The organism is Pseudomonas sp. YQ_6 (genome assembly GCF_043103245.1).
Taxonomy (GTDB): Bacteria; Pseudomonadota; Gammaproteobacteria; order Pseudomonadales; family Pseudomonadaceae; genus Aquipseudomonas; species Aquipseudomonas alloputida.
In genome coordinates this window covers 40,056-64,836 of the sequence record NZ_JBICJR010000038.1, presented here as the reverse complement: position 1 = coordinate 64,836, position 24,781 = coordinate 40,056, and the positions used below count along the sequence as shown (strand labels likewise).

Here is a 24,781-nt window from a genome sequence, read left to right as displayed (position 1 = left end):
TCCGTCCAGATATCGGGCGGCCGCAACGTCGAGGATGAGCGGTAAGTGTTAGTTCCTGTCCCAATCACTGAGTGAAGGGAGCTGGCCAAGGCCAGGATCGGAACGACGTTGCTAATGACCTAAGGAGGTCGCCGTAACGAGCGGACTCGGAGAGTCGCGGTTACGGAGTTGGTGCGCTCAATCCCAGGGGACGAGCTGCAACCAAATGCACGCTGAGCCGGTGCAATGCCGTGTCCACAACGACAGCCTGACCGAGGTCAGTTGGAGGGTCACCCTACGGTGGACCACGTAGAGGCGGCTCGTCTGAGCCGATGTAGTTTTCGCGCCTACAACGACTCAGTTTTACGTCCAGAGCTGGACGACCCTCAATTTCACGAACAACAGCCGAGGGCTCTGTTGATCGCCTGGCGTGACGCCACCAGGAGTCGGGCGATGAATCATCGCTACCAGGTCGCCAACCCTGGAGCGTTTGCCGCCTCTGATGAGTGAATTCACAGATCAGAGGCGGCGACGATGCAGCACCAGAATTGCTGGCTGGCTGCACCATCCCCCGCAACCGGAACCGAAATTTCCGATCCGGTTAACGGTGAGAATTAGGGGCCATCACGTGGCCGTCACCAGAAAAACATATCCAATAAGTCGAAGCAAGCCAAAAGGCTGCTCTGAAAATAAAATCGGCTGTAAGCCTCGCGCAGCGGGGCTTGCAGCCTGAAAGGCGAGCCTCAGCGGGTGCATAAATGCACCCGCTTTTGGGCCCGCTTTGCGGGCCTACGCTCTGCGTCACTACCTAATGGTAGTGACGCAGAGCTATCACCCCCCCTGCCACGTTCCGGCAAAAAGCACCCAAAGCGCCCCAGACCCCCCCAAGAGGTTCCCTTCCCTGGCCTTTCACGTCGTTTAACGTCTCAAAGGGCCACGGCTAAAAATGCCCTTTTCCGCCTCTTTCCGTCATTTGCCTCCCTAGACAGCACCCAAACGTTCCCTTTCCAGCCCCAAACCGCCCTGAGCCAAATGAGTGTTTTAAGGCCTTTCAAGTAATTTCAGCCATTGTTTTTGGTTTGAATGTTAGGCCATTCCCCTGCAGATTCACTTGATACAAACAGCGAGGGTGCAAATTATGAGATCTCACTGGCTGGGAGCAATCTGCATTGCGCTAGGTCTCACAGGATGTCTTGATGATCGACCGGTCGAAGGTGTATTTGAGAGCACGCCTTCATGGCGGGAAGGGCGCGTTCTGCTTAATTTAACTAACGGCCATGCAGTCATGATCTGGCTCGACACTGACCAGAGAGAGGTTCGGAGGCAGGAGTTCACTGTTGAGCCTTGGAGTGGAGGAGAGGGACTACAACTAAATGGCTCTGATCATTTTGTACTAACTTGGAATGGATCTAGGTGGTTTAGCTGTTTAGGGTGTGCAGCCCACATTCCGTATGACTGGAGTCTACGAACAGAGAATTGGCCACCTATGAAAAGCTAATAGGTTTAAAAAGCCGACGTCATCTACCAACCAAGATGACGCCGGGGCTTAGATTCCAGCGGCTACGATTTAGAACCTTGGGCAACAGTGCAGAGGTCTACGATCATTGCAGCTGAGAGCTTGTGATGTTTCAGTTGCTTTTCTACTGACCTAGCGTCATTGAAGCCACCTGTAGTAGTCAGTGACACTGAGTATGCACGAACTGCGTCCCTGAGCTTTTTCAGTCCAGGCTCGTTCACGATCCGTATATCCGAATGAGGCGAGGCTGCGTGCTCAAAAATCGTCTTAGGGTGGATCATTATTGGCGTCATGGCGCACGTCTGGTCATATTTCTCTGTGAACCAAACGATCGATCCATTGAGCTGGTTAGTATCCCCTTTGGAGATTTTCGGAGCAGAGACCGCACCGCTCTTACACTCGATGACTAGGTATTTCAGTCCGCCTAGTGCCCAAAGGTTATCCGGGCCGCGGCCGATTTGATCTTCAGGTCGTTGTGAGCCAAAGCCCAAGAAACTACCTAAATCGGCCATGGCGGCCTCAAACCGTTTAGATCCTTCCTCACCCCACTCTAGGTCGTCTAGCAATCCATTGACCCAGATTATCAGGTCATTACCCTCGAGGAATTTCTCCATGAAGCGTACTGCTGAAGCTGCCTGGCCCGCAGCTGGAGCGCTGAGCTTCGTGTAGGTAGCTCCGGCAATAGGCTTCAATAGGCGTGAATTATGGCTTAGGGCTGCCATTTGAATTTCTTGCGCCCCCGCCGGATCGGTAAAATTCGTGTACTCAGCAAGTTGCTGCTTTAAGTAGCCTTTAAACTTGGAGTCGGTGGTTCCGTTTACGGCGTTTTGTGTTTTGTTTGTTGCAATGTCGTGTCTTCCTACACGCACCGCATCGAAGGCCTCACGGAGCATTACCTGATTTTCATCAAGGTTTCCACCCTCGACTGGTGGCGCATTAACTACAGCATTCCTTCCAGCCTGCACCCACTCATCGTCCTGCTTTAGGCATAGATCTAAGATTGGCTTTAGTTCTTCGATAGGTTTTCCGCGTATCTGCGCCGTTACCTCTTTTCCTAGGGCAATTTGGGCTCGCGTGGCAGATGAAAACATTTCCTCAGCATCAGGCTGATGAAGTCTTTGAGTTAATCTTCCACCCAGCAATAGGACTACGCAATGATCGTCGCTTGATCGAACGCCACGCCCCATGCCTTGCTCAATTCGTTGAACTTGACGGACTAGTTGCCTTTTGGTCCCGTCTAGAAGAAGCATCTCCAGACGTTCACCTAAACCATATACCTCGGGAAGTCCGTCTATGACGAGTAGTTCGCAGGCAGTTCCAGGTAGGTCAATGCCGTCGTATTTGTTTATCAATACTGTCAGACCTACATGGCAGCGCTTTAGACGCTCAACGCCTTCTCGAATGTTATCTTTATCTAGGACCTGGTCTGCGACGTCCTCCCAGAAACTAACTCTCTGCTTGGATGGAACAATAACTACCACGTTAAGATCTTCTGATACTTCAGCCACAAGGGCCTTGATCTGTTCCGCTGAGTAGTCAGGGTTTATCTCCTGGGGGGCGAGGATCATTCGATCCCCGATATCACCGCCTCCCTTGGGCCTGATTGGCTCTGCAACTTCTGACGCCTCAGCTTTAAAGTGATTTACCAGTATTGTGTCATCTGCGAGAGTCGCCGTCATATAGATACGTCTTTTCGCAGAATCGAACGCCGGGATTCGGTCAATCGGAACAAACCGAGGGGCGATCTCAAGCCGTCCTCCTCCAAAGACACAGGTGCATAGTGGGATCGAATCGCTTAATAACGGCCAGTTCCACTCGAGTTCGTTACCGCTTCTGTGGCTATGAAGAAGAGCTAGAACTTTGTCCTGATGAGCTTGCCAGGCCCAGTATGGTACGGTCATCACTATAGAGGGATCTGCAGCTTTGATATCGAGCAGCCCTGATGGTGACTGTGCCTTTAAGTCTTCCCCGAAGAGCTCCAGAAGCCCGTCATACACAGGGCTGCCAGCTTTAGATTTTATCGAGAACTGGTCATGCACAACGCCCAAGCACGCATGAGCGTCATCAATCACTATGCAGCCGATGGGGATTTTTTTCTCGCCAACTCCAAACACGGAGCGTCCGTTGAAAAGCTTGTGTACATTGGCCACCAAAATGGCGCGCCCTGCGATGAAATCGGGGTCTCTTTCATCATCAGTGGCAGCAATTCCCAGAGCTTCAGCCTCTGCTAAAACCTGTGCAACAAGGAAGCTGTCGGGAGTTATGTAAACAGCGGGCTTAACATTTTCATTGAGTGAGCTTTGAAGGCAGAGCAGCCCGACCACTGTCTTCCCACCTCCCGTATTCATCTTAAGCGTCAAATCCCGGGCGGTCCGGCGAGCGTACCAGGCGTCAAGAACGTCTGACTGCTCATCAAGCGGGCGCCTGAAGCGTCCATCCCTCTTGAGGGTGGTGAAAATTTTTCGCGGATCTGTTTGTTTTGAAGCTGTCCCGGCGTTCAGCTTTCCGAAATCTAAAGCCATTTACCTCTCCATAGTAATCGTCTTTTGAGCCTACCCTACATTATTCGATGGGCCCGCTATTCGGTAGTGGCTATTTGATGTAGGACGAGGTTTCCCCCCAACGCCTCAACCTGAGGAACCGCTACGGCGGGGCTTTGAGCTAGTTAAAGATCTATTTGTTAAGAAACGCGCGCGCGCGTTAGGGCGGAGCTAGTCGGGCGGAAACGCAATGAGCGTGGGGGATGTACAGTAGCCGTCGTGTGTGAAACGACGAAGCAATCGTGGGTGAAACGACGTGTCTTTCCACAGGATTTCGTGTGTGAAACGACGAGGCGAGTATGTGTGAAAAGACGATACTATCCACAGCCTGCTCCATCTGCTCGGGGCTATAAAGCCTCATGACCTACCCTGATTTTGCTGAGGTTGAAGAAGGTTACTCTGTCCTTTCCGCTCAGCTCCAATCGGTATCCAGGAAGGTTATTTTCTGCTTGGATGGCACGTAGCTGGCGCCGGAATTCTGGAATTTGAGAGTGACTGCCGGCTCTCCCCCTTAGCAACTCAAGGCCAATGCTCCACTGCCCCTTATATCCGCACTGTTTACGTGCAATCTCGTAGAGCCGTCGGGCCAGGGGAGATCGAAGCTCGAAATAGGCTGGATCGAGGGTTAACACTTCAAGCGAGCGAACGGCGCTGAATAGCCATTCAGATAAGGTGATGTCGATTGCGACCATCCGGGTGTCATTAGCGGATTGTTCCACAATTCGCCATTGATCTATGAGCCCGAACCCCTCTCTGAATCGCTGACCACCCGACTGAATATTGGTCAAGATTTTCGTGCAGCTAAGCCGTTCCAGCGCCTCTCTCAAGCGTCTATAGCCATCCCCGCTAATTTGGCGGTTGGTGGCCACAAGGAGGTCATATGCTCTGAATCTGACGGTACGATTTCTTGCGTCCGCCCTGCCTCGATTGCGCCCTTCTACGAGCTGGCTGATCACAAAAATCAAGATGTCTTTATCGTGCTGTGTAGCCCGTCCTAGAACTGATGGAACCACTTTGATGTACGATTTTTCGTCCTTGCTCCGCCATTCCCAAACGTTTCTATCCGGCTTGGTTGAAAGCGAGAAGATCGGCGCCTGAAGGCTGTGACCGTCACATTTGAGTGGAAGGTCGAACATATCTGCTAGGAAAAATTCGCGATTCTCACAGTTCTTCTCAATCGCCCCCAAAGGAGCTTCGATCGACGCTTGGGTGGGGAGCCGATCCTTAACATGCGGAACGACTTTTCCACGTCGTAGGCGGCTTTCTTCCAGGCGTGCTAGCGCCTGATCTACTTGCACGGGCACGTTACGAGAGCGCCGCAGCCAAATCGGTTGCCCGGAAGTAGACTTTCCGGCCAATTTTCACTCGAGCAATGTTGAGTTGGTCGGACAGCGGGCCGGGACGGCTCAAGGCAACAGACAGGCTTTTGGTGGGGCGGTGCAACAGTTCGGCCAGTTGCTCCATGGATAGAAGCGGACCGAAGCGAGAAATGAGCTGCTCCTCGAGGGACATGGGGTATCTCCGTTTTTCTTGATACCCAAATAGTGGAAATGCAGTGCCCCTTTTCTGGGGGCAGGCTGGCGTAGCGAGGGACGGGGCACGACTCTGGGGGAGTAGTGCGGTTGTATAGCTCCTTGGCAGATAGCGAGCCCCTAAAGGTGGGAGCCTCTAGGGGAAATTTCGACTACTTTCGCATGCTAAACCGGAAATCCAGGCAACTAGTTCTGCTGGATGCGATCCAGCTTAGAAACGAGATCCTCCGCTCGAAGATGCGTGTAACGACGGACCATTTGCATGGACCTATGGCCGGATATAGCTGAGACCTCTTGGTCAGATAGCCCTCCTTCAACAAGGCGACTAACGGCCTCATGGCGCAGATCGTGAAAGCGTAGGTCTGCTAGACCGAGACGCTGTTTGATCAAGCCCCACGTCTTGGTGAAAGCATAAGGACGTCGTTTATGGTCCTTGCCAGGCTCACCGAAGAACACCAGGTTACAGTCCGCTGGGCGCAGAGGATTTTCCAGGGCCAGCCTAAAGGCTTCTGTGGCGAGCTTGGTAAGTGGTACGGTGCGGGCGCTGTTGTTTTTGGTATCGGAAAGACGCGCAACGCGCTTTTTCAGATCGACCTGATGGCAAAGAAGGCCAGTGATTTCTGATGAACGCATGCCGGATTCCAGTGCGATGCAAACGATCCAGCCCAGCATAGGGTTGCTGTGATTGTTCACGGCAGTCAGAAGGCGTCGCTCCTCATCCTGGGACAAACGCCTGTCCCTACCTTCGCCTGGACTCGGTTTGCGAATGTTCAGGACTGGATTGAATGTCAGGCCAAGCCCCCATTCTTGGATCGCTATTGTGAAGAGGTGGCTGAGCAGAGCCAGCTCAAGTCTGACAGTGTTATTGCTGGTTGGGCGTTTGCGCTTGGTAAGGGAGGCAAGCCGAGTGTCGCGGTAGTCGGCAATGATGTCTGCAGAGAGGGCTGCGAGGGAGTATTTTCCCAAATGCTGAATTAGTTGTTGCGCTTTGGTGGCCTCGGCCTTCTGCGTGGTGGGTTTCTTCGTGGGAGTGACCTCACGAAGATAGCGGCCCAGAGCTTTCTCAAGCGTCATGCGCTCGGAACCGCTGCGCTGTATGTAGACGCCACGTACCATCTCGTCTTCTGTGCGACGAGCCCAGTCCTCGGCGTCGCGCTTGGTTCGGAAGGTCTTGGCGTTCGTTGGCCAGCCGGTTTTGCGGATAACCGCTTTCCAAGTGCCGGCAGTGGTCTTGACGATTGTGGCCATCAGGTTGGAGCTCCAAAGTTAGGCTGGTTTAGCAACTGCGCTGAATAGCGGTGGAGTCGACGTTTCCATCAACCGTGGTTCAGTGCTGTGTTTCCTAACAGTGGAAAGGGAGTGCCCCTAATGAGGCTCCTCCGGTCCTGAGGGGATCAGATGGACGCTTTGGAATAAATCCCAACCAGGGTGAACCAATATCGCTGGGCTGGATGAAGATGTTCCACGCGATATTGCCTTCGGCTTGGTATGCCAGGTCCTCGGCTTTGCTCTTGGTTGGTAAGGTATTGGGGGAGGTGGGGCAGCCAGCTTCACTGAGAAGGGCATTCCCAATACAGGCGAGTGTTTTGACGTTCGTGGGCATCTGAGAGGACTCCAAAGGTAGGCTGGCGTGCCAGCGCTGTACCGTTTTCGTACCTTTGGACCAAAGGACTGATCCGAGTGCCACGACCGTAGAAAGCACAAAGCCGCGCAGGACGCGGCTTTGAAGGTGGTGGGCCCACACGGACTCGAACCGTGGACCAAAGGATTATGAGTCCTCTGCTCTAACCGACTGAGCTATAGGCCCTCAGTAAGTGGGCGGATTATAACGAGGGTTTCGCACCTGTGCCATCTGAAAGATCCGATAGTGCTATGCGAAGAAACGCGGCTGCGAATTCCTCTGGGGGTAGCGGGAGGCTGACGATGTAACCCTGGATCTGCTCGCAGCCCTCGGCCGCCAGAAAACGTTGCTGGGCCTGGTTCTCCACGCCTTCGGCAATGATGGTCAACTGCATGCTGCGGCCCAGGGCAATGATCGCCCGGGCGATGGCGGCGTCGTGTGGATCGTCGGGCAGGCCGCGGATGAACGACTTGTCGATCTTGAGAATGTCCAGCGGCAGGCGCTTGAGGTAGCTGAGCGAGGAATAGCCGGTGCCGAAGTCATCGATGGCCAGCTGTACGCCGAGTTTCTTCAGTTGGTACAGCACGGCCAGGGCCTCTTCTGCCTGGCTCATGATGAAGTTTTCGGTGATTTCCAACTGCAGGTCACCGGCCTTCAGCTGATGGTGCTTGAGCAGTTGTTCGATGCGCCGTGCCAGGTGCGGGTGGCGCAGCTGGGCGCCGGCAAGGTTGATCGACAGCGGGCCGAAGGGTTCGTAGTGCTGCTTCCAGGCCTGCATCTGCCGGCAGGCTTGCTCCAGTACCCAGTCGCCGAGCTGCAGGATGGTGCCGTTCTCTTCCGCCAAGTGGATGAAGTGTTCCGGCGGTACCTCACCAAAGGTCGGGTGGCTCCAGCGGATCAGCGCTTCGGCACCTACCAGGCTCTGGGTCTTCAGGCTGAGCTTGGGCTGGAAGCACAGGCTCATTTCGTTGCGTTCGACGGCCCGGCGCAGCTCATGCTCCAGGGCGATGCGCTCGCTGGCCTGGGCGGTGAGGTCGCGGGTGTAGGCTTCGACGCGGTTGCGGCCTTTGGCTTTGGAGCGGTACATGGCGGCGTCGGCGTTGCGGATGAGTGTGGAGACGTCGGTGCCATCCTGTGGGTAGAGGCTGATGCCGATGCTGGCGCTGGTGAAAAATTCATGCTCGCCGGCCTGGAACGGTGCGTTGAAGCAGGCCAGTAGTTTGTTGGCGATAGTGCTGGCGTCACTGGGCTTGTGCAAGCCGGGCAGCAGAATGATGAATTCGTCGCCACCCAGGCGGGCTACGGTGTCAACGTCGCGTACCTGCTCTTTCAGGCGCTGGGCGATGCCCTTGAGCAGCAGGTCGCCGACCGGGTGGCCAAGGCTGTCGTTGATGTGCTTGAAGCGGTCGAGGTCCAGGAACAGCACTGCGCCTTGGCGGTTGGACACCTGCGCGCAGGTGAGTACGCCCTGCAGCCGGTTTTCGAACAAGGTGCGATTGGGCAGGCCGGTCAGCGGGTCATGGTGGGCCTGATAGTCGAGTTTGGCCTGGGCGTGCTTGATGCTGGAGATGTCTGCAAAAACCGCCACGAAGTGGGTGATCTCGCGGTCGCTGTTGCGCACGGCGCTGATGGTCAGCCAGCTTGGGTAAAGTTCGCCGTTCTTGCGCTTGTTGTAGATTTCGCCCTGCCAGTGGCCCTCGGCGGTAAGCTGGTGCCACATGGCCAGGTAGAAAGCGCTGTCGTGCTGGCCAGAGGCGAGCAGGCGCGGGGTCTGGCCAAGGGCCTCGATCTCGCTGTAGCCGGTGATTTCGCTGAAGGCGCGGTTGACGGCACTGATGCGCTGGTCAATGTCGGTAATCAGCACCCCTTCGGCAGTGTTCTCGAACACTGTGGCGGCCAGCTGCAGTTTTTCTTGCATCAGGTGACGCTCGGTGATGTCGCGGGCGATGGTCAGCATGCAGTCGACGCCGGTAATCGGCAGGGGGCGGGCAGACAGCTCGCACAGTCGGATCTGCCCGTCGCTGCGGCGGATATGGCAGGTGAAGTCGCGCACGAAGCCGTCGCGGTTTAGCTGGTCGACCAGGCGTTTGCGCTCGTTGAGGTCGACCCAGATACCCAGGTCCAGCGAGGTCTGGTCGATGGTTGGGTTGAGGTCGTAGCCGGTGAGGCGGCAGAAGCCTTCGTTCACCTCCAGCAGCAAACCGTCGCTCTGGCGCGACAGCAGCAGGCCGTCGGGCGAAGCGTGGAAGGCCTTTGCGAACTTTTCTTCTGAAGTTTGCAGCTGCTGCTGGGTCTCCTTGAGCTGGCTGATGTCGCGTACTGCCACTACCAGCGCGGGCGTGCCGTCCAGTTCGAAGGTTTCAGCCGAAGTCAGGCCAGTGAACAGTTGGCCGTTGCTGCGGCGGAAGCTCATTTCCAGGTTACGGATACCCCCTTGGTGCAACCTTTCAAGCAGGAGCGGGCCACTGCCCTCTACGCCCCACAGGTCAAGGTCGGTGGCAGTGCGGCCAATGACCTGGTCTGGGGGCAGGCCGATCTGCTCTTCGAAAGCCTCGTTCACCTCCAGCAGGCAGCCATCGCTGTGGCGAGCGATCAGCAAGATATCGGGGCACTGCTGGAATACCGAGGCGAACTTCTGTTCGGACAGGCGCAGGGCGTCCTCAGTGCGCTTGGTTTCGCTGATGTCGATCATCAGCCCGCGCATCACTGGCTGGTGGCCGTGCTCGATCATGCTGACGATGTTGCGTACCCAGAGTGGCTGACCGTCAGCCCGGATCACCCGGTAGTCCAGGCTGTGGTCGCGCCCCGCTGCGGTCTCGCTGTCGCAGTAGGCCTGGGCCCAGAGCGCGTCCTCCGGGTGCAGGATGCTGCGCCAGAAACCGGGCCTGAGCCAGTCACTCAATGGGTAGCCAAGCAGGTCTTCGGCATGGGGTGAAACATAGCTGTAGGTGAAGTCGTTGGCATCGGCTTCCCAGGCGATCGCTGACAGGCTCTCGACCAGGCCGCGGTAGTGGTATTCGCTGCTGCGCAGTTCTTGCTCCAGGGCGATGCGCCGGGAAATTTCCGAGCTGAGCCGGCGGTTGATGCGAATGACCACTGCCAGCACAGCCATCAGCAACAGCACCGTTGGCAGGCCATACACCAGCAGGTCGGACCAGAACATCCGCTGGTCGACCACATTGCCCACCCAGTGCTGCTGGATCTGGCTGATTTCGCTGCTGCTCATGTCGGCCATCACTTTGTCGAGAATGCCGACCAGTACGCTCTTGTCGCGGGGAACGGCCATCGCCAACTGGTAGCGGTAGGGCGTTTCGCCGCTGACGTAGAGGCCGTCGAGCTTGAGTTGGCGCAGGCTCCAGATACTGGAAGCGAGGTCGCCGACCACGGCATCCACTTGGTCGGTGGCCAGGGCTTGCAGCGTGGAGCTGACGTTTGGCAGGGCAACCAGGTTGAGGTCCGGGTGGTGGGTACGCAGCAACTCGTGCGGGGCGTAGTTCTCGACCACGGCAATTTTCAGGCCGTACAGGTCAGCCAGCTTGCGCGGTTGCGCGCCGCCTTTGTGCGCGAGGATGACAATGGGGAAGTCGAGGTACGGGCGAGTGAAAGCCAGGAAGCCCTGGCGTTCGGGGGTGGACATGATGCCGGGCAGCAGGTCGATACGGCTTTCCCGCGCCTGCACCAGCACCTCGGTCCAGCTGCTGGGTTCGACCGGTTTGAACGTCACGCCCAGGCGCTGCTGGATCATGGCGATGTAGTCGGCGGCCAATCCCTGGTACCGGCCCTCCTGGTCGCGAAACTCGAACGGTGGCCAAGAGGCGTCTACACCCAGTTTCAGCTGCGGGTGGGCAGCCAGCCAGGCGTTCTCCTCATCTGTCAGGGTCAGGGCGCCGGCCGTTGTGTTCCATAAAATCAGGATCAGCAACAGAATGGCCGGCTTCAAGGACATGGCAGCCTCGCACTCAGGTGGTCTGAAGTCGAGTGTAGACGGGCATTGCTGCTGGTGTGCAACGGAAGGCGGGCTTTATGTCTCGGGCCACTAAAGAAAAACCCCGGCCTGGGCCGGGGTTTTGTCATCACTCGTCGAGGAAGGAGCGCAGGTGCTCGCTGCGAGTCGGGTGGCGCAGCTTGCGCAACGCCTTCGCTTCGATCTGACGGATCCGCTCACGCGTTACGTCAAACTGCTTGCCCACCTCTTCGAGGGTGTGGTCGGTGTTCATGTCGATACCGAAACGCATGCGCAGCACCTTGGCTTCGCGTGCAGTCAGGCCCGAGAGCACGTCACGGGTGGCTTCCTTGAGGCTTTCGACCGTGGCCACGTCGATCGGGGACTGCATGGTCGAGTCCTCGATGAAGTCGCCCAAGTGCGAATCTTCGTCGTCACCGATCGGGGTTTCCATGGAGATCGGCTCTTTGGCGATCTTCAGTACCTTGCGGATTTTGTCCTCAGGCATTTCCATGCGCTCGCCCAGCTCTTCCGGAGTCGGTTCGCGACCCATTTCCTGCAGCATCTGGCGGGAAATACGGTTGAGCTTGTTGATCGTCTCGATCATGTGCACCGGAATGCGGATGGTGCGTGCCTGGTCGGCGATCGAACGGGTGATCGCCTGACGGATCCACCAGGTGGCATAGGTCGAGAACTTGTAGCCGCGACGGTATTCGAACTTGTCCACCGCTTTCATCAGACCGATGTTGCCTTCCTGGATCAGGTCGAGGAACTGCAGGCCACGGTTGGTGTACTTCTTGGCGATGGAAATCACCAGACGCAGGTTCGCCTCGACCATTTCTTTCTTGGCGCGGCGGGCCTTGGCTTCACCGATCGACATGCGACGGTTGATTTCCTTGATCTCGGCAACGGTCAGGCCGGTTTCGGTCTCAAGGTCGATCAGCTTCTGCTGGCAAGCGACGATGGCAGCGTTCTTTTCACCCAGGGCGGCAGCCCACTTGGTGTTGCGCTTGGCCAGGTCACCGCTCCAGGTCTGGTCGGTTTCGTTGCTTGGGAACATGCGCAGGAAGTCGGCTCGCGGCATGCGGGCGTCACGTACGCACAGCTGCATGATGGCGCGTTCCTGCTGTCGCAGACGGTTCAGGGCGTCACGGACACGCTCGACCAGTACCTCGAACTGCTTCGGTACCAGCTTGATCGGCATGAACAGGTCAGCCAGGGCCTGCAAGGCCTCGATGCTTTCCTTGTGGTTACGACCATTTTTCTTCAGGACCTTGGAGGTTGCCTGAAGCTGATCGGATACCGCACCGAAGCGTTGGGCTGCGACGACCGGATCCGGGCCGCTCTCGGCCTCTTCCTCGTCGTCACCGCTTTCGGATTCTTCTTCGTCGTCGTCGGACTCTTCCTTCGCCGCAGCGGCCTTGGCACCTGGGATCGGCACTTCTTCGGTTGGCGCGGCAATGTTGTCGTCAGGGTCGATGTAACCGCTGAGAACGTCCGACAGGCGGCCACCCTCGGTGGTGACGCGATCATATTCGCCGAGAATGTAGTCGACAGTGCCCGGGAAGTGGGCGATAGCGCCCATGACTTCACGAATGCCTTCCTCGATACGCTTGGCGATTTCGATCTCGCCTTCGCGGGTCAGCAGCTCGACAGTACCCATTTCGCGCATGTACATGCGCACCGGGTCGGTCGTGCGGCCGATATCGGTTTCAACTGCCGCCAATGCAGCAGCGGCTTCTTCGGCCGCGGCTTCATCGGTGTCGGCTTCCGCCAACAGAAGGGCATCCGCATCCGGAGCACTCTCGAATACGTTGATCCCCATGTCGTTGATCATGCGGATGATGTCTTCCACCTGTTCCGGATCTGAAATATCCTCAGGCAGGTGGTCGTTGACCTCCGCGTAAGTCAGGTAGCCCTGCTCACGACCGCGGGTGATCAACTCTTTGATACGAGACTGCTGTTGCGCTTTTCCGGACATAACACCCTATCCACTGAAGGTCTTGGCGGGCAAAAAACAAGCCGAGGATTATACCCGAGCATGGGCCTCACGCGCCAGATGAGGTCGGCGTTTGTGCGGGAACATTTCGGCTCAGCAGGGCGAGGAGCTGGGTTTTTTCCTCGCTGGTCAATTCGCTTTGACGTGACTTCCTGAGCAATTGTTCCAGGCTGCGCTCGCGTTGGCGGGCGGACAAGCTAGTTATAGTGTCGAAAAACTGTTGTTCAAGGTTATCGGCCACGATAAGCCATTCCTTTTCCGCCAGGGCCCGCAGCAGGCGGCCCTGTTCGGTGCCATGCCAACGTGCGATCAACTGCATTGAGCTTAGCCCAGGATTTTTCTGTGCGGCTTCGATCAACGCCACCAGCAGCTGGCTGTACAGGTGTTCTTCGTCGGCGAAGTGGCTGGCATCTTCCACCTTGCCTGCCAGCAGTGGGTGGTGCAGCAGGGTGCGCAGCGCGGCCAGGGTGGGCGGCTCGACCGGTGCTGGCACGCGGGGAGGTGCTTCGTCGCGTTGCTGCCAGGGCTTGCCGCCTTTGCGGTTCTTGTCCCAGGGTTTGTCGCTCCACGGCTTCTTGCTGCCCCCCTTGTTGGGTTTCCATGCCTGCTCCTGATGAACGGGGGCATAGTCGTGCTGCGGCATGTCGCCGTAGTCGGGGGTGTAGCTGGCCATGGCGTCGTAGTCGTAGCCAGGGTCGTAGTCCGGCATGCTGCTGGTCGCCGGCGCTTGTTGCGCCAGCTGCTCGACCTGCTGCGGGTCGAGGCCGGTGATTTCCTTCAGGCGGTTGCGCATCAGCTGGCGCAGGTTGGCGCCGGGGATCTTTTCGATCAACGGTGCGGCCAAGGTCGCCATATGCGCCTTGCCTTCCAGCGAGCGCGGGTCGGCTTCGACGCCAAGTTGCTCGAAGAAGTAGTCGGCCAGCGGTTGGGAATGCTGGTTGATACGGGCCATGAAGGCGTCGGTACCTTCGGCACGCACCAGGCTGTCCGGGTCTTCGCCTTCGGGCAGGAACAGGAAGCGCGCGCGACGGCCGTCCTGCAGGTTCGACAATGTCGATTCCAGTGCGCGCCAGGCCGCCTTGCGCCCAGCCTGGTCGCCGTCAAAACAGAACAGCACGCTGGGCACCACGCGGAACAGGCGCTTGAGGTGCTCTTCGCTGGTGGCGGTGCCAAGGGTGGCCACGGCATTGCGCAGGCCTTGCTGGGCCAGGGCAATGACGTCCATGTAGCCCTCGACGACGATGATCTCGTCGAGGTTGCGGTTGTGCTTGCGCGCCTCGTACAGCCCGTACAGCTCCTGCCCCTTGTGGAACACCGGGGTTTCCGGGGAGTTCAGGTACTTGGGCTTGTCGTCGCCGAGCACCCGGCCACCGAAGGCGATGATGCGCCCGCGGCTGTCACGTATCGGGAACATCACCCGGTCGCGGAAGCGGTCGTAGCGCTTGCCGCTCTCGGCGTTCTCGATCAGCAGGCCGGCATCGATCATCACCTTCTGCTGCAGGGTGTCGGCACCCAGGTGCTTGAGCAGGTTGTCCCAGCCGGGTGGGGCAAAGCCCAGGCCGAAGTCGCGGGCAATTTCCCCGGACAGGCCGCGCCCCTTGAGGTAGTCCACCGCTGCCTTGCGGGACGGGTGACTGCGCAGGGCCTGGCGGTAGAACTCCGAGGCGGCGTCCAGTAACGGGTACAGTGGCGAGTCAGTGGGCTGGCGCGGCTTCTGGTCGCGGCGGCCTTGCTCGCGGGGCACTTCCATGCCGGCGGCGCGGGCCAGTTCCTCGACGGCCTGGGGAAAGTCCAGGTTGTCGTGGTCCATGACAAAGCCCAAGGCGTTGCCACCGGCGCCACAGCCGAAGCAGTAGTAGAACTGCTTGTCGGGGCTGACCGTGAAGGACGGGGTTTTTTCTTTGTGGAACGGGCAGCAGGCGGAGTAGTTCTTGCCGGTTTTTTTCAGCTGGACACGCGAACTCACCACGTCGACGATGTCGAGGCGGTTGATCAGGTCGTCAATGAAACTCTGGGGAATCAGCCCGGCCATGGCAGTCTCGTTATCTGGCAACTGGCAAGTCTAATCGCTCACGCGCCGTAGGGGGCGAGTGCTGCTTGGGGAAGTGCGAGGGAATGTGTGCTCGTCGCCAGCCCCTAAGGGCTCGTCAGTCGGACGTGCACGTCTGGTCATACAGCTAAGGAGGACCAGCTCTGACGTTTCAGGCAGGTTGCCCATGATGCAGTTCGCATGAAGCTTGTGCAGGGCCTTGAGCTAGCTGCTCAAGTTTGAAACGACCACTGCCATCGCCCGGGGGTTAGCCGGGCAGGGCAGAAGCTTTGCGTTGAACGTCTGTATTAGTACAGACGAACGGCGCGGCGCTGTTCGCGCTGAACTTTCTTGGCGTGACGCTTAACAGCAGCAGCTGCTTTGCGCTTACGCTCTGCGGTCGGCTTCTCGTAAAACTCGCGGCTACGAACTTCAGCCAGTACACCGGCTTTTTCGCAGGAGCGCTTGAAACGACGCAGAGCTACGTCGAAGGGTTCGTTCTCTTTAACTTTGACGGCTGGCATCCAGGGCTACCTTAATTCATTACCGGGGTAGACGTGCTCCTGGCAAAACAAAGGTGTGCTGGAGAACGTCGGTTTTCAAGGGTTGCGGATGTTAACCCTTAGCAAGCCGGAATGCAAAGCCTCTGATCGAAAACCGCTGGTCGGCACCCGACACGGGGACTATCATGCGCGGCTTCGAATTCAGCCCCCACAAGGGACGAGCCCATGCTAGTACTGGGATTGGAAACATCCTGCGACGAAACCGGCGTCGCATTATACGACAGTGAACGCGGTTTGTTGGCCGACGCACTGTTCAGCCAGATCGACCTGCACCGCGTCTTCGGCGGCGTGGTGCCCGAGCTTGCCTCGCGTGATCACGTCAAGCGCATGCTGCCGCTCATCCGCCAGGTGCTAGACGAGGCAGGCTGCGTTGCCACCGAAATCGACGCCATCGCCTATACCGCGGGCCCCGGCCTGGTCGGCGCCTTGCTGGTGGGCGCTTCCTGCGCCCAGGCGCTGGCCTTTGCCTGGGACATCCCGGCGATCGGTGTGCACCACATGGAGGGGCACCTGCTGGCGCCCATGCTGGAAGAAAACCCGCCCGAGTTTCCGTTCGTCGCTTTGTTGGTTTCCGGTGGGCATACCCAGCTGGTTCGGGTCGATGGCATCGGTCAGTACGAACTGTTGGGCGAAAGCCTGGACGATGCTGCCGGTGAAGCGTTCGACAAGACCGCCAAGCTGATCGGCCTCAATTACCCTGGTGGTCCGGAAATCGCGCGTCTGGCCGAGCAAGGTGTGCCTGGGCGCTTCGTGTTCCCGCGGCCAATGACCGATCGGCCAGGCCTGGAATTCAGCTTCAGTGGCCTCAAGACCTTCGCCCTGAACACCTGGCAGCAATGCAGGAATGCTGGCGACGACAGTGAGCAAACCCGTTGCGACCTGTCCCTGGCATTCCAGCAGGCGGTGGTGGAGACTTTGACCATCAAGTGCAAGCGGGCGCTCAAGCAGACCGGCCTCAAGCGGCTGGTCATCGCGGGTGGCGTGAGTGCCAACAAGGCCCTGCGCGCGTCCCTGGAGGACATGCTCGGTAGCATCAAGGGCAACGTGTACTACGCGCGCCCGCAATTCTGTACCGACAATGGTGCGATGATCGCCTACGCCGGTTGCCAGCGCCTGCTGGCCGGGCAGCAGCAAGACCTGGCGATCAGCGTGCAGGCACGCTGGCCGATGGAACAGTTGCCGCCGCTGTAAGGTAGCGCGTCGAAGGTTCAGAAGTGCCGTTCGCGCCCTGCAAACAAGTCGCGCAGGTTGTTGCGGTGGCGCCACACGATCATCACAGTCAGTACGCTGATCGGCAGCAGGGCCTCGGGCTCGCGCCAGGCCAGCAATGGCAAGGTGAGTGGCGTGGCAATCAGCGCGGCCAGTGAGCTGGTGCGCGTGAGGTAGAAGGTCAGCAGCCAGGCGCCGATGGCCAGCAGCGCGGCCGGAAAGTACAGGGCCATGAGCATGCCGGCAGCCGTCGCCACGCCCTTGCCGCCCTTGAAACGGAAGTACAGGGGGAACAGGTGGCCCAGCACTGCGCATATGCCCACCCAGGCCTGCGCGTGCAGGTCCAGCCCGGCAGCGCGGGCGAGCAATACCGGCAAAAGGCCCTTGCACAGGTCGCCTAGCAGGGTCAGGATCGCCAGTTTACGGCCTGCCAGGCGGAGCATGTTGGTGGCGCCGGCATTGCCTGAGCCGCTGGAACGCGGGTCCGGGCTGCCCGAGAGGCGGCTGAGAACAATGGCGAAGGACAGCGAGCCGAGCAGGTAGGCGAGCAACGCCAGTAACCAAAACATGCTAACTATTCCGGGCGAGGACGCCCTGATTCTAACGGCGCCAGTCGCCCTTGTCGTGCTGTGGAGAGAAGTGCTTGGACAGAGTGTTCATCGAAGGCCTGGAAGTCGATACCGTCATCGGTGCCTATGACTGGGAGCGGGATATTCGCCAGTGCTTGCGCCTGGACCTGAGCTTTGCCTGGGACAACCGCCCGGCCGCCGCCGGAGACGACCTGAACCTGGCGCTGGATTACGCCAGTGTGTCGGCGCGCATCCAGGCGTTTGCCGAACAGGCCCGTTTCGAACTAGTTGAGACATTTGCCGAGCGCCTGGTGGCAACCCTGATGGACGAGTTCCACATCCCTTGGGTGCGCTTGAAGCTGACCAAGCCGGGTGCGGTGCCGGCGGCCCGTGGTGGTGTTGGCGTGGAGATCGAGCGCGGATGTCTCTGAGCACGGTTTACCTGGGCCTGGGCAGCAACATCGACCGTGAGGCGCATTTGTGCGCCGGGCTCGATGCGTTGGCTGGCATCCTGACTGACATGCGCTGTTCGCCGGCCTTCGAAAGCCAGGCGGTGGGCATCAAGAGCGGGCCGTTCATCAACTTCGTGGTAACGGGGCAAACCGCGTTGCCGTTGATCGAGCTGGACCGCCGGCTGAAGTTCATCGAGGCCGACAATGGCCGCTATGCACCTGACCGCAAAGGGTTGCCGCTGGATATCGACGTGCTGATGTATGACGATTTGCACGGTACCTTCGATGGGCTGGTATTGCCCCGTGCCGAGATCCTGAAGAACGCTTTTGTGCTGTGGCCGCTGTCGTTGCTGGCGCCCGACCTGGTGCATCCGGGGGTGGGCAAGCGCATGGCGCAGCTGTGGCAGGAAGCGCAGATCGATCAGGTACTGGCCCCGGTGGCCTTTGAGTGGCGCGGGTTGCAGTTGACGCCCGCTTGAGCCTGTATCGGCCTCTTCGCGGGGTAAACCCGCTCCTACAACGGGCTGAGCCCAACCTCTGATGTGTGCCCCCTGTAGGAGCGGGTTTACCCGCGAATACGGTGGCGGCTGCGACGGTGAACCGCGGGTGGAAATTGGCCAGCAGGTCCGGCCCTTTCGCGGGTAAACCCGCTCCTACAACGGGCTGTGCCCAAACCTCGATGTGTGCCCCTGTAGGAGCGGGTTTACCCGCGAAGAGGCCGGTAGGTCTAACCGCGCTGGTAAGCCTCGAGCGCTTTCAGCCGTTCACCTTTGAGTGCCTCGCCCAGCGCCTGACCCGTCAGCCCGGCTTGCACCAACGGCTTCACATCCACCGCTCGCGCCGCCGCTGCTGCGCCTCGCAGGTAATCGGCCTGTGGGTAACCCTGCTTGCCATCGCCCCGCGCCGCCATCTCACAAACGGCCAGAAAATCCTCAAATCGCTGCGGTCGTCGGTAAACATCGAACTTCTGCAACAGCTCCAGCAGTGCCGTGGCAGGCAGTTCTAGCGCCTGATTACCCTGCGCCAGGCATTCCCCGGCCAGCATGGCCAGTTCCTGGCACTCTCGCGGTGCCTTCAGGCGCTGGTTGACGGCTTTGATCGATGTCGGTGGCAACCCTCGCAACAGGCAGGCCCAGCGCACGTGCAGCGGTTGTTCGTGCGCCGCCGCCTGCTCCAGTGCCGCCAATGTCCGGGAGCCGTCATCGAGCTCAGGCAGCAGCTCCTGTAGGGCCCCACACGCGCTCAGCACCTTGAAGAATACCTGCGGTTGCACTTCCATCAGCGCGCGCTCGATTTCCTTCCAGCTGCGTTCGGCAGTGAGTGCCTGCAGTTCGCCTGAGGCGCTGATCTGGCGCATCAGCGCCAAGGTTTCATCGGCAACCCGGAACCCCAGTGGTGCGTAACGGGCAGCAAAGCGTGCAACGCGCAGCACCCGCAAAGGATCTTCGGCGAATGCCGGGGAAACATGGCGTAGCAGGCGTTGATCCAGATCGTTCTTGCCTTGGTAGGGGTCGTAGACCGTGCCCGCCTCATCCTCGGCCATCGCATTGATGGTGAGGTCGCGGCGGATCAGGTCCTCTTCCAGGGTTACGTCGGGGCTGGCGTGAAAAGTGAACCCGCCGTAGCCTCGCCCACTCTTGCGCTCGGTGCGCGCCAGGGCGTATTCCTCACCGGTTTTCGGGTGCAGGAACACCGGGAAATCGGCTCCGACCGGCCGATAGCCCTTGGCGAGCATTTCTTCGACGGTGGCGCCCACCACCAGCCAGTCGATATCGCTGACAGGGCGGCCGAGCAAACGGTCGCGCACGGCGCCGCCAACTTTGTAGATGTGCATGTGCAGCTCTCCATAACTGCCGACAGGATAACCCGTCGGCGGTCATGGGGTTGCATCAGAGGTGGTGGATAACGGCCAGGTCCATGCGGCCGTAGTCGGCGCTTTCGCTATGCTCGCCGCGCGGCGGCATGTGGTGAGTACTCATCACTTGCTCGCCTTGCACGGTCTCCAGGTGGATATCGAAGCCCCACAGGCGATGCAGGTGCTTGAGCACTTCGTCGGTCGAGTCGCCCAGCGGTTTGCGGTTGTGTTGCTGGTGTCGCAGGGTCAGCGAGCGGTCTCCGCGGCGGTCGACGCTCCAGATCTGTACGTTCGGTTCACGGTTGCCCAGGTTGTACTGCGCTGCCAGCTGCTCCCGAATCACCCGGTAGCCGGCCTCATCATGGATGGCGGGCACCAGCAGGTCGTCGCGCTGGTCGTCATCGAGGATGCTGAAGAGCTTGAGGTCGCGCATCACCTTGGGCGACAGGTACTGCAGGATGAAGCTCTCGTCCTTGAAGCTGCTCATGGCGAACTTGATGGTAGAAAGCCAGTCGCTGCCGGCAATTTCGGGGAACCAGTGGCGATCTTCCTCGGTGGGGTTTTCGCACATGCGGCGGATGTCGGTGTACATCGCAAAGCCCAGTGCGTAGGGGTTGATGCCGCTGTAGTACGGGCTGTCGAAACCGGGCTGGAACACCACGCTGGTGTGCGACTGCAAGAACTCCATCATGAAGCCTTCGGTAATCAGCCCTTCGTCGTACAGGTCGTTCATCAGAGTGTAGTGCCAGAAGGTTGCCCAACCCTCGTTCATGACCTGGGTCTGGCGCTGCGGGTAAAAGTACTGGGCGATCTTGCGCACGATGCGCACTACTTCACGCTGCCAGGGCTCGAGCAGCGGGGCGTTCTTCTCGATGAAATACAGGATGTTTTCCTGCGGTTCGGCGGGGAAGCGCCCCTCATCCCGGTCGTTACCCTTTTCGGCATTTTTCGGAATTGTCCGCCAAAGGTCGTTGATCTGACGCTGAAGATGCTCTTCACGCTCCTGTTGCCGGCGCCGCTCTTCTTCGGCGGAAATAGGATAAGGCCGCTTGTAGCGGTCGACACCGTAGTTCATCAGGGCATGGCAGGAGTCGATCAAGTCCTCCACAGCATCGATACCGTGGCGCTCTTCGCACTGGGCGATGTACTGCTTGGCGAACACCAGATAGTCGATGATCGAACTGGCGTCAGTCCAGGTGCGGAACAGGTAATTGCCTTTGAAAAAACTGTTATGGCCGTAGCAGGCGTGCGCAATCACCAGTGCCTGCATGCACATGGTGTTTTCTTCCATCAGGTAGGCGATACAAGGGTCGGAGTTGATCACGATCTCGTAGGCCAGGCCCATCTGGCCGCGGCTGTAGGACTTTTCCGTACTGAGGAACTGCTTGCCGTAGGACCAGTGGTGGTAGCCCAGCGGCATGCCGACAGAGGCGTAGGCGTCCATCATCTGCTCGGCAGTGATGACCTCAATCTGGTTGGGGTAGGTGTCCAGGGCGTAACGCTCGGCCAAGCGGCTGATTTCCCGGTCGTAGGTCTGGATCAGCTCGAACGTCCACTCGGACCCAGTGGAAATGGGTTGGCGTCTCTGTGCTCTGGCGGTCATGTGGCTAACCTGCGCTGGAAGAGTTCACGGAAGACCGGGTAGATATCGCCGGCCGATACCAACTGCTGCTGGGCGAACGTGTCGGGGAAAGCATCTCCGATACGCTCGTATTCATACCACAGCGCCTGGTGTTCACGGGGGGTGATCTCAACGTAAGTGTAGTACTGCACATGCGGCATGATCTGTTTGGAGAGGATGTCGCGGCAGATGGGCGAGTCGTCGTTCCAGTTGTCGCCATCAGAAGCCTGCGCGGCATAGATGTTCCAGTCGCTGGCCGGGTAGCGCTCGGCCATGATCTCCTGCATCAGCTTGAGGGCACTGGAGACGATGGTGCCGCCGGTTTCCCGCGAGTAGAAGAACTCTTCTTCATCGACTTCCCGGGCACTGGTGTGGTGGCGAATGAACACGACTTCGATGCGCTCGTAGTTACGCTTGAGGAACAGGTACAGCAGGATGAAGAAGCGCTTTGCGATGTCCTTGGTGGCCTGGGTCATCGAGCCGGATACGTCCATCAGGCAGAACATCACTGCCTTCGAGCTGGGGTTGGGTTGCTTGACCAGCAGGTTGTACTTGAGGTCGAAGGTGTCGAGGAAGGGCAAGCGGTTGATACGTGCCTTCAGGCGCTCGATTTCCTGTTCGACTTCCTGAATATCGGTGAAATTGTCTGGTTCTTCGACCCGCAGGCGATCGAGTTCCTTTTGTGCTTCGCGCAGCAGGGCGCGGCTGCTGCCGGTCAGGGCGATACGCCGGGCATGGGCCGAGCGCAGGGTGCGCACGATGTTGATGCGTGACGGGTTGCCTTCGTTGGCGATGCCGGCGCGAACGGTCTTGAAGGTGTCGGCGCCCGTCAGGTGACGTTTGACCAGGTTGGGTAGCTCAAGGTCTTCGAACATGAATTCGAGAAATTCTTCCTGGGTGATCTGGAAGACGAACTCGTCCATGCCCTCGCCGGAATTGCCGGCCTTGCCGCGACCGCCGCCACCTCCACCGCCTTGCGGCCGTGGGATGTGTTCACCGGCAGTGAATTCTTTGTTGCCAGGATGCACGATGGTCTGTTTGCCCCCACGACCATGATGCAAGACCGGTTCGTCGATGTCGCGCCCGGGAATACTGATCTGCTCGCCGTGTTCCATATCCATGATGGAACGGCGGCTCACCGCCTCTTCGACGGCCTTCTTGATATGTTCGCGGTACCGCCGCAGGAAGCGCTGGCGGTTGACCGTGCTCTTGTTCTTGCCGTTCAGGCGTCGGTCTATAACGTAGCTCATGGTCCCTCCGGTGACTGGATGCAGCTGCAACCCACAAGCTGCAAGCCACAAGCTTCAAGCTGCAAGAAAGAGCAGCCACCGCCGCTGCAAGCTGTGACGCGGGCAGCAATGCCAACGCCAGGCAGCTTGCAGCTTGCGGCTCGTAGCTTGCCGCTTTATTGCGATTTCCTGACCCGCAGGTACCATTCCGACAGCAGGCGTACCTGTTTGTCGGTATAGCCACGCTCCACCATCCGGGTGACGAAGTCGTTGTGTTTCTTCTGGTCCTCTTTGCTGGCCTTGGCGTTGAAGCTGATGACCGGCAGCAGGTCTTCGGTGTTGGAGAACATTTTCTTCTCGATCACGACCCGCAGCTTTTCATAACTCAGCCAGCTTGGATTCTTGCCATTGTTGTTGGCGCGTGCGCGCAGTACGAAGTTGACGATCTCGTTGCGGAAGTCTTTCGGGTTGCTGATGCCAGCCGGTTTCTCGATCTTTTCCAATTCCTCGTTGAGCGCAATTCGGTTGAGAATTTCGCCAGTTTCCGGGTCGCGGTATTCCTGATCCTGAATCCAGAAGTCTGCATACAGCACGTAGCGGTCGAAGATGTTCTGGCCGTATTCGCTGTAGGACTCCAGGTAGGCGGTCTGGATTTCCTTGCCGATAAACTCGATGTAGCGCGGTGCCAGGTATTCCTTCAGGTAGCGCAGATAGCGTTCGCGCACTTCAGCCGGGAATTGTTCCTGTTCGATCTGCTGTTCGAGGACATACAGCAGGTGCACCGGGTTGGCGGCAATTTCGTGTGGGTCGAAGTTGAACACCTTGGACAGGATCTTGAAGGCGAAGCGAGTCGACAGTCCGTTCATGCCTTCGTCGACACCCGCAGAGTCCCGGTATTCCTGAATCGACTTGGCCTTGGGATCGGTGTCCTTGAGGTTTTCCCCGTCGTAAACGCGCATCTTGGAATAGATATTGGAGTTCTCGGGCTCTTTCAGGCGCGAAAGCACAGTGAACTGAGCCAGCATCTTGAGCGTATCTGGCGCACAGTGGGCCTTGGACAGCGAGCTGTTGACCAGCAGTTTGTCGTAGATCTTGATTTCATCGCTGACCCGCAGGCAGTACGGCACCTTGACGATATAGATCCTGTCGATGAACGCTTCGTTGTTCTTGTTGTTACGGAAGGTGTGCCACTCCGATTCGTTGGAGTGCGCCAGCAGAATACCGGTATAGGGGATCGCACCAAGGCCTTCGGTACTGTTGTAGTTGCCTTCCTGGGTGGCGGTGAGCAAGGGGTGCAGGACCTTGATCGGCGCCTTGAACATTTCGACGAATTCCATCAGGCCCTGGTTGGCCCGGCACAGCGCGCCCGAGTAGCTATAGGCATCGGCGTCGTTCTGCGGGTATTCCTCAAGTTTGCGGATATCGACCTTGCCGACCAGGGCCGAGATGTCCTGGTTGTTTTCATCGCCGGGTTCGGTCTTGGCAATGGCGATCTGGTTAAGAATCGACGGGTACAGCTTCACCACCTTGAACTTGGAGATGTCACCGCCAAACTCCTGCAGGCGCTTGGTGGCCCAAGGCGACATGATGGTGTTGAGGTAGCGCCGTGGGATGCCGAACTCTTCCTCGAGAATGGCCCCATCTTCGGTGGCATTAAACAAGCCCAGAGGTGACTCGAATACCGGCGAGCCCTTGATCGCGTAGAAGGGCACCTTTTCCATCAGCTGCTTGAGTTTTTCCGCCAGCGAGGACTTGCCGCCGCCTACCGGGCCCAGCAGATAGAGGATCTGTTTCTTCTCTTCCAGGCCTTGGGCGGCGTGGCGGAAGTACGACACTATCTGGTCGATGCACTCTTCCATGCCATGGAAGTCGGCAAAGGCCGGATAGCGGCGGATAACCTTGTTGGAAAAGATGCGCGACAGCCTGGAGTTGGTAGAGGTGTCGATCAGCTCTGGCTCACCGATGGCCAGCAACAGCCGTTCGGCCGCCGATGCGTAGGCACTGCGATCCTCTTTGCACAGCTCGAGGTACTCCTGCAGCGAGAGTTCTTCCTGGCGCGTAGACTCGAAACGTTGTTGGAAGTGGCTAAAAATACTCATGACGTCACCTCGCTCGATACGTGGA

Annotated in this window: 16 protein-coding genes and 1 tRNA gene; 3 read left to right on the top strand and 14 right to left on the bottom strand. The window is 58.6% G+C overall.

What is annotated here, in order from left to right; translation table 11 throughout:
- Positions 1-1,539 precede the first annotated feature (1,539 nt).
- The 9 genes from ACF8FG_RS12110 to rpsU all read right to left on the bottom strand — a co-directional run bounded on the left by ACF8FG_RS12110 (position 1,540) and on the right by rpsU (position 15,683).
- Positions 1,540-4,017, bottom strand: a complete 2,478-nt coding sequence (locus ACF8FG_RS12110) for a DEAD/DEAH box helicase (protein ID WP_392518814.1) — start codon at positions 4,015-4,017, stop codon at positions 1,540-1,542.
- A 365-nt stretch (positions 4,018-4,382) separates the two neighbouring features.
- Positions 4,383-5,333, bottom strand: a complete 951-nt coding sequence (locus tag ACF8FG_RS12105) for a replication initiator protein A (protein WP_392518813.1) — start codon at positions 5,331-5,333, stop codon at positions 4,383-4,385.
- 7 nt (positions 5,334-5,340) lie between these two features.
- The gene (locus ACF8FG_RS12100; RefSeq protein WP_033995319.1) at positions 5,341-5,547 is read right to left on the bottom strand and encodes a hypothetical protein; all 207 of its coding nucleotides are present in this window, start codon (positions 5,545-5,547) and stop codon (positions 5,341-5,343) included.
- A gap of 206 nt (positions 5,548-5,753) precedes the next feature.
- A complete protein-coding gene (locus ACF8FG_RS12095) occupies positions 5,754-6,815 on the bottom strand; it encodes a tyrosine-type recombinase/integrase (protein ID WP_392518811.1) in 1,062 nt (353 codons plus the stop codon).
- Between the two features lie 482 nt (positions 6,816-7,297).
- Positions 7,298-7,374, bottom strand: a tRNA-Ile gene (locus tag ACF8FG_RS12090).
- Positions 7,375-7,390: 16 nt separating this feature from the next.
- Positions 7,391-11,134 (bottom strand): bifunctional diguanylate cyclase/phosphodiesterase, encoded by a 3,744-nt coding sequence (locus ACF8FG_RS12085; RefSeq protein WP_014589437.1) that lies wholly within the window; start codon positions 11,132-11,134, stop codon positions 7,391-7,393.
- Positions 11,135-11,261: 127 nt separating this feature from the next.
- Complete coding sequence (gene rpoD / locus ACF8FG_RS12080; RefSeq protein ID WP_003255578.1) at positions 11,262-13,112, bottom strand: RNA polymerase sigma factor RpoD; 1,851 nt, start codon at positions 13,110-13,112, stop codon at positions 11,262-11,264.
- A 67-nt stretch (positions 13,113-13,179) separates the two neighbouring features.
- Positions 13,180-15,162 (bottom strand): DNA primase, encoded by a 1,983-nt coding sequence (gene dnaG / locus ACF8FG_RS12075; protein WP_010951735.1) that lies wholly within the window; start codon positions 15,160-15,162, stop codon positions 13,180-13,182.
- 305 nt (positions 15,163-15,467) lie between these two features.
- A complete protein-coding gene (rpsU, locus tag ACF8FG_RS12070; RefSeq protein ID WP_003255575.1) occupies positions 15,468-15,683 on the bottom strand; it encodes a 30S ribosomal protein S21 in 216 nt (71 codons plus the stop codon).
- Between the two features lie 204 nt (positions 15,684-15,887).
- On the opposite strand from rpsU, the gene tsaD reads away from it, so the two are divergent.
- Entirely contained in the window at positions 15,888-16,913 is a 1,026-nt protein-coding gene (gene tsaD / locus ACF8FG_RS12065; RefSeq protein WP_014589440.1) for a tRNA (adenosine(37)-N6)-threonylcarbamoyltransferase complex transferase subunit TsaD, read from the top strand.
- Between the two features lie 17 nt (positions 16,914-16,930).
- Here the strand turns inward: tsaD and plsY are convergent, their stop codons facing one another.
- Positions 16,931-17,500, bottom strand: a complete 570-nt coding sequence (gene plsY, locus ACF8FG_RS12060; RefSeq protein ID WP_010951737.1) for a glycerol-3-phosphate 1-O-acyltransferase PlsY — start codon at positions 17,498-17,500, stop codon at positions 16,931-16,933.
- 74 nt (positions 17,501-17,574) lie between these two features.
- Here plsY and folB point away from each other — a divergent pair, with 74 nt between their 5' ends.
- On the top strand, positions 17,575-17,931 hold the full coding sequence (gene folB / locus ACF8FG_RS12055) for a dihydroneopterin aldolase (protein WP_004576188.1): 357 nt from the start codon (positions 17,575-17,577) through the stop codon (positions 17,929-17,931).
- Positions 17,922-18,431 carry a 2-amino-4-hydroxy-6-hydroxymethyldihydropteridine diphosphokinase gene (folK, locus tag ACF8FG_RS12050; RefSeq protein ID WP_003255569.1) on the top strand — a complete coding sequence of 170 codons (510 nt, stop codon included), beginning with the start codon at positions 17,922-17,924 and terminating at the stop codon, positions 18,429-18,431. The genes folB and folK overlap by 10 nt, the downstream gene beginning before the upstream one ends.
- A gap of 248 nt (positions 18,432-18,679) precedes the next feature.
- Here the strand turns inward: folK and ACF8FG_RS12045 are convergent, their stop codons facing one another.
- The 4 genes from ACF8FG_RS12045 to ACF8FG_RS12030 form a co-directional block, all read right to left on the bottom strand.
- Positions 18,680-19,786 carry a multifunctional CCA addition/repair protein gene (locus tag ACF8FG_RS12045; protein WP_134698178.1) on the bottom strand — a complete coding sequence of 369 codons (1,107 nt, stop codon included), beginning with the start codon at positions 19,784-19,786 and terminating at the stop codon, positions 18,680-18,682.
- 55 nt (positions 19,787-19,841) lie between these two features.
- The gene (locus ACF8FG_RS12040; RefSeq protein WP_010951740.1) at positions 19,842-21,410 is read right to left on the bottom strand and encodes a SpoVR family protein; all 1,569 of its coding nucleotides are present in this window, start codon (positions 21,408-21,410) and stop codon (positions 19,842-19,844) included.
- Positions 21,407-22,678 (bottom strand): YeaH/YhbH family protein, encoded by a 1,272-nt coding sequence (locus ACF8FG_RS12035; RefSeq protein ID WP_003255564.1) that lies wholly within the window; start codon positions 22,676-22,678, stop codon positions 21,407-21,409. Before ACF8FG_RS12035 ends, ACF8FG_RS12040 begins: the two co-directional genes overlap by 4 nt.
- Positions 22,679-22,833: 155 nt before the next feature.
- Positions 22,834-24,756: a PrkA family serine protein kinase gene (locus tag ACF8FG_RS12030; RefSeq protein WP_003255563.1), complete on the bottom strand. Its 1,923-nt coding sequence runs from the start codon at positions 24,754-24,756 to the stop codon at positions 22,834-22,836.
- Between the last annotated feature and the right edge of the window lie 25 nt (positions 24,757-24,781).

Excerpts from the sequence above, each read along its gene's own strand:
- folK (WP_003255569.1), top strand. The coding sequence starts at position 17,922 with ATGTCTCTGAGCACGGTTTACCTGGGCCTGGGCAGCAACATCGACCGT.
- tsaD (WP_014589440.1), top strand. The coding sequence starts at position 15,888 with ATGCTAGTACTGGGATTGGAAACATCCTGCGACGAAACCGGCGTCGCA.
- ACF8FG_RS12110 (WP_392518814.1), bottom strand. The coding sequence starts at position 4,017 with ATGGCTTTAGATTTCGGAAAGCTGAACGCCGGGACAGCTTCAAAACAA.
- ACF8FG_RS12030 (WP_003255563.1), bottom strand. The coding sequence starts at position 24,756 with ATGAGTATTTTTAGCCACTTCCAACAACGTTTCGAGTCTACGCGCCAG.
- ACF8FG_RS12100 (WP_033995319.1), bottom strand. The coding sequence starts at position 5,547 with ATGTCCCTCGAGGAGCAGCTCATTTCTCGCTTCGGTCCGCTTCTATCC.
- ACF8FG_RS12095 (WP_392518811.1), bottom strand. The coding sequence starts at position 6,815 with ATGGCCACAATCGTCAAGACCACTGCCGGCACTTGGAAAGCGGTTATC.
- ACF8FG_RS12045 (WP_134698178.1), bottom strand. The coding sequence starts at position 19,786 with ATGCACATCTACAAAGTTGGCGGCGCCGTGCGCGACCGTTTGCTCGGC.
- plsY (WP_010951737.1), bottom strand. The coding sequence starts at position 17,500 with ATGTTTTGGTTACTGGCGTTGCTCGCCTACCTGCTCGGCTCGCTGTCC.
- rpoD (WP_003255578.1), bottom strand. The coding sequence starts at position 13,112 with ATGTCCGGAAAAGCGCAACAGCAGTCTCGTATCAAAGAGTTGATCACC.
- ACF8FG_RS12035 (WP_003255564.1), bottom strand. The coding sequence starts at position 22,678 with ATGAGCTACGTTATAGACCGACGCCTGAACGGCAAGAACAAGAGCACG.
- dnaG (WP_010951735.1), bottom strand. The coding sequence starts at position 15,162 with ATGGCCGGGCTGATTCCCCAGAGTTTCATTGACGACCTGATCAACCGC.
- ACF8FG_RS12085 (WP_014589437.1), bottom strand. The coding sequence starts at position 11,134 with ATGTCCTTGAAGCCGGCCATTCTGTTGCTGATCCTGATTTTATGGAAC.
- rpsU (WP_003255575.1), bottom strand. The coding sequence starts at position 15,683 with ATGCCAGCCGTCAAAGTTAAAGAGAACGAACCCTTCGACGTAGCTCTG.
- ACF8FG_RS12040 (WP_010951740.1), bottom strand. The coding sequence starts at position 21,410 with ATGACCGCCAGAGCACAGAGACGCCAACCCATTTCCACTGGGTCCGAG.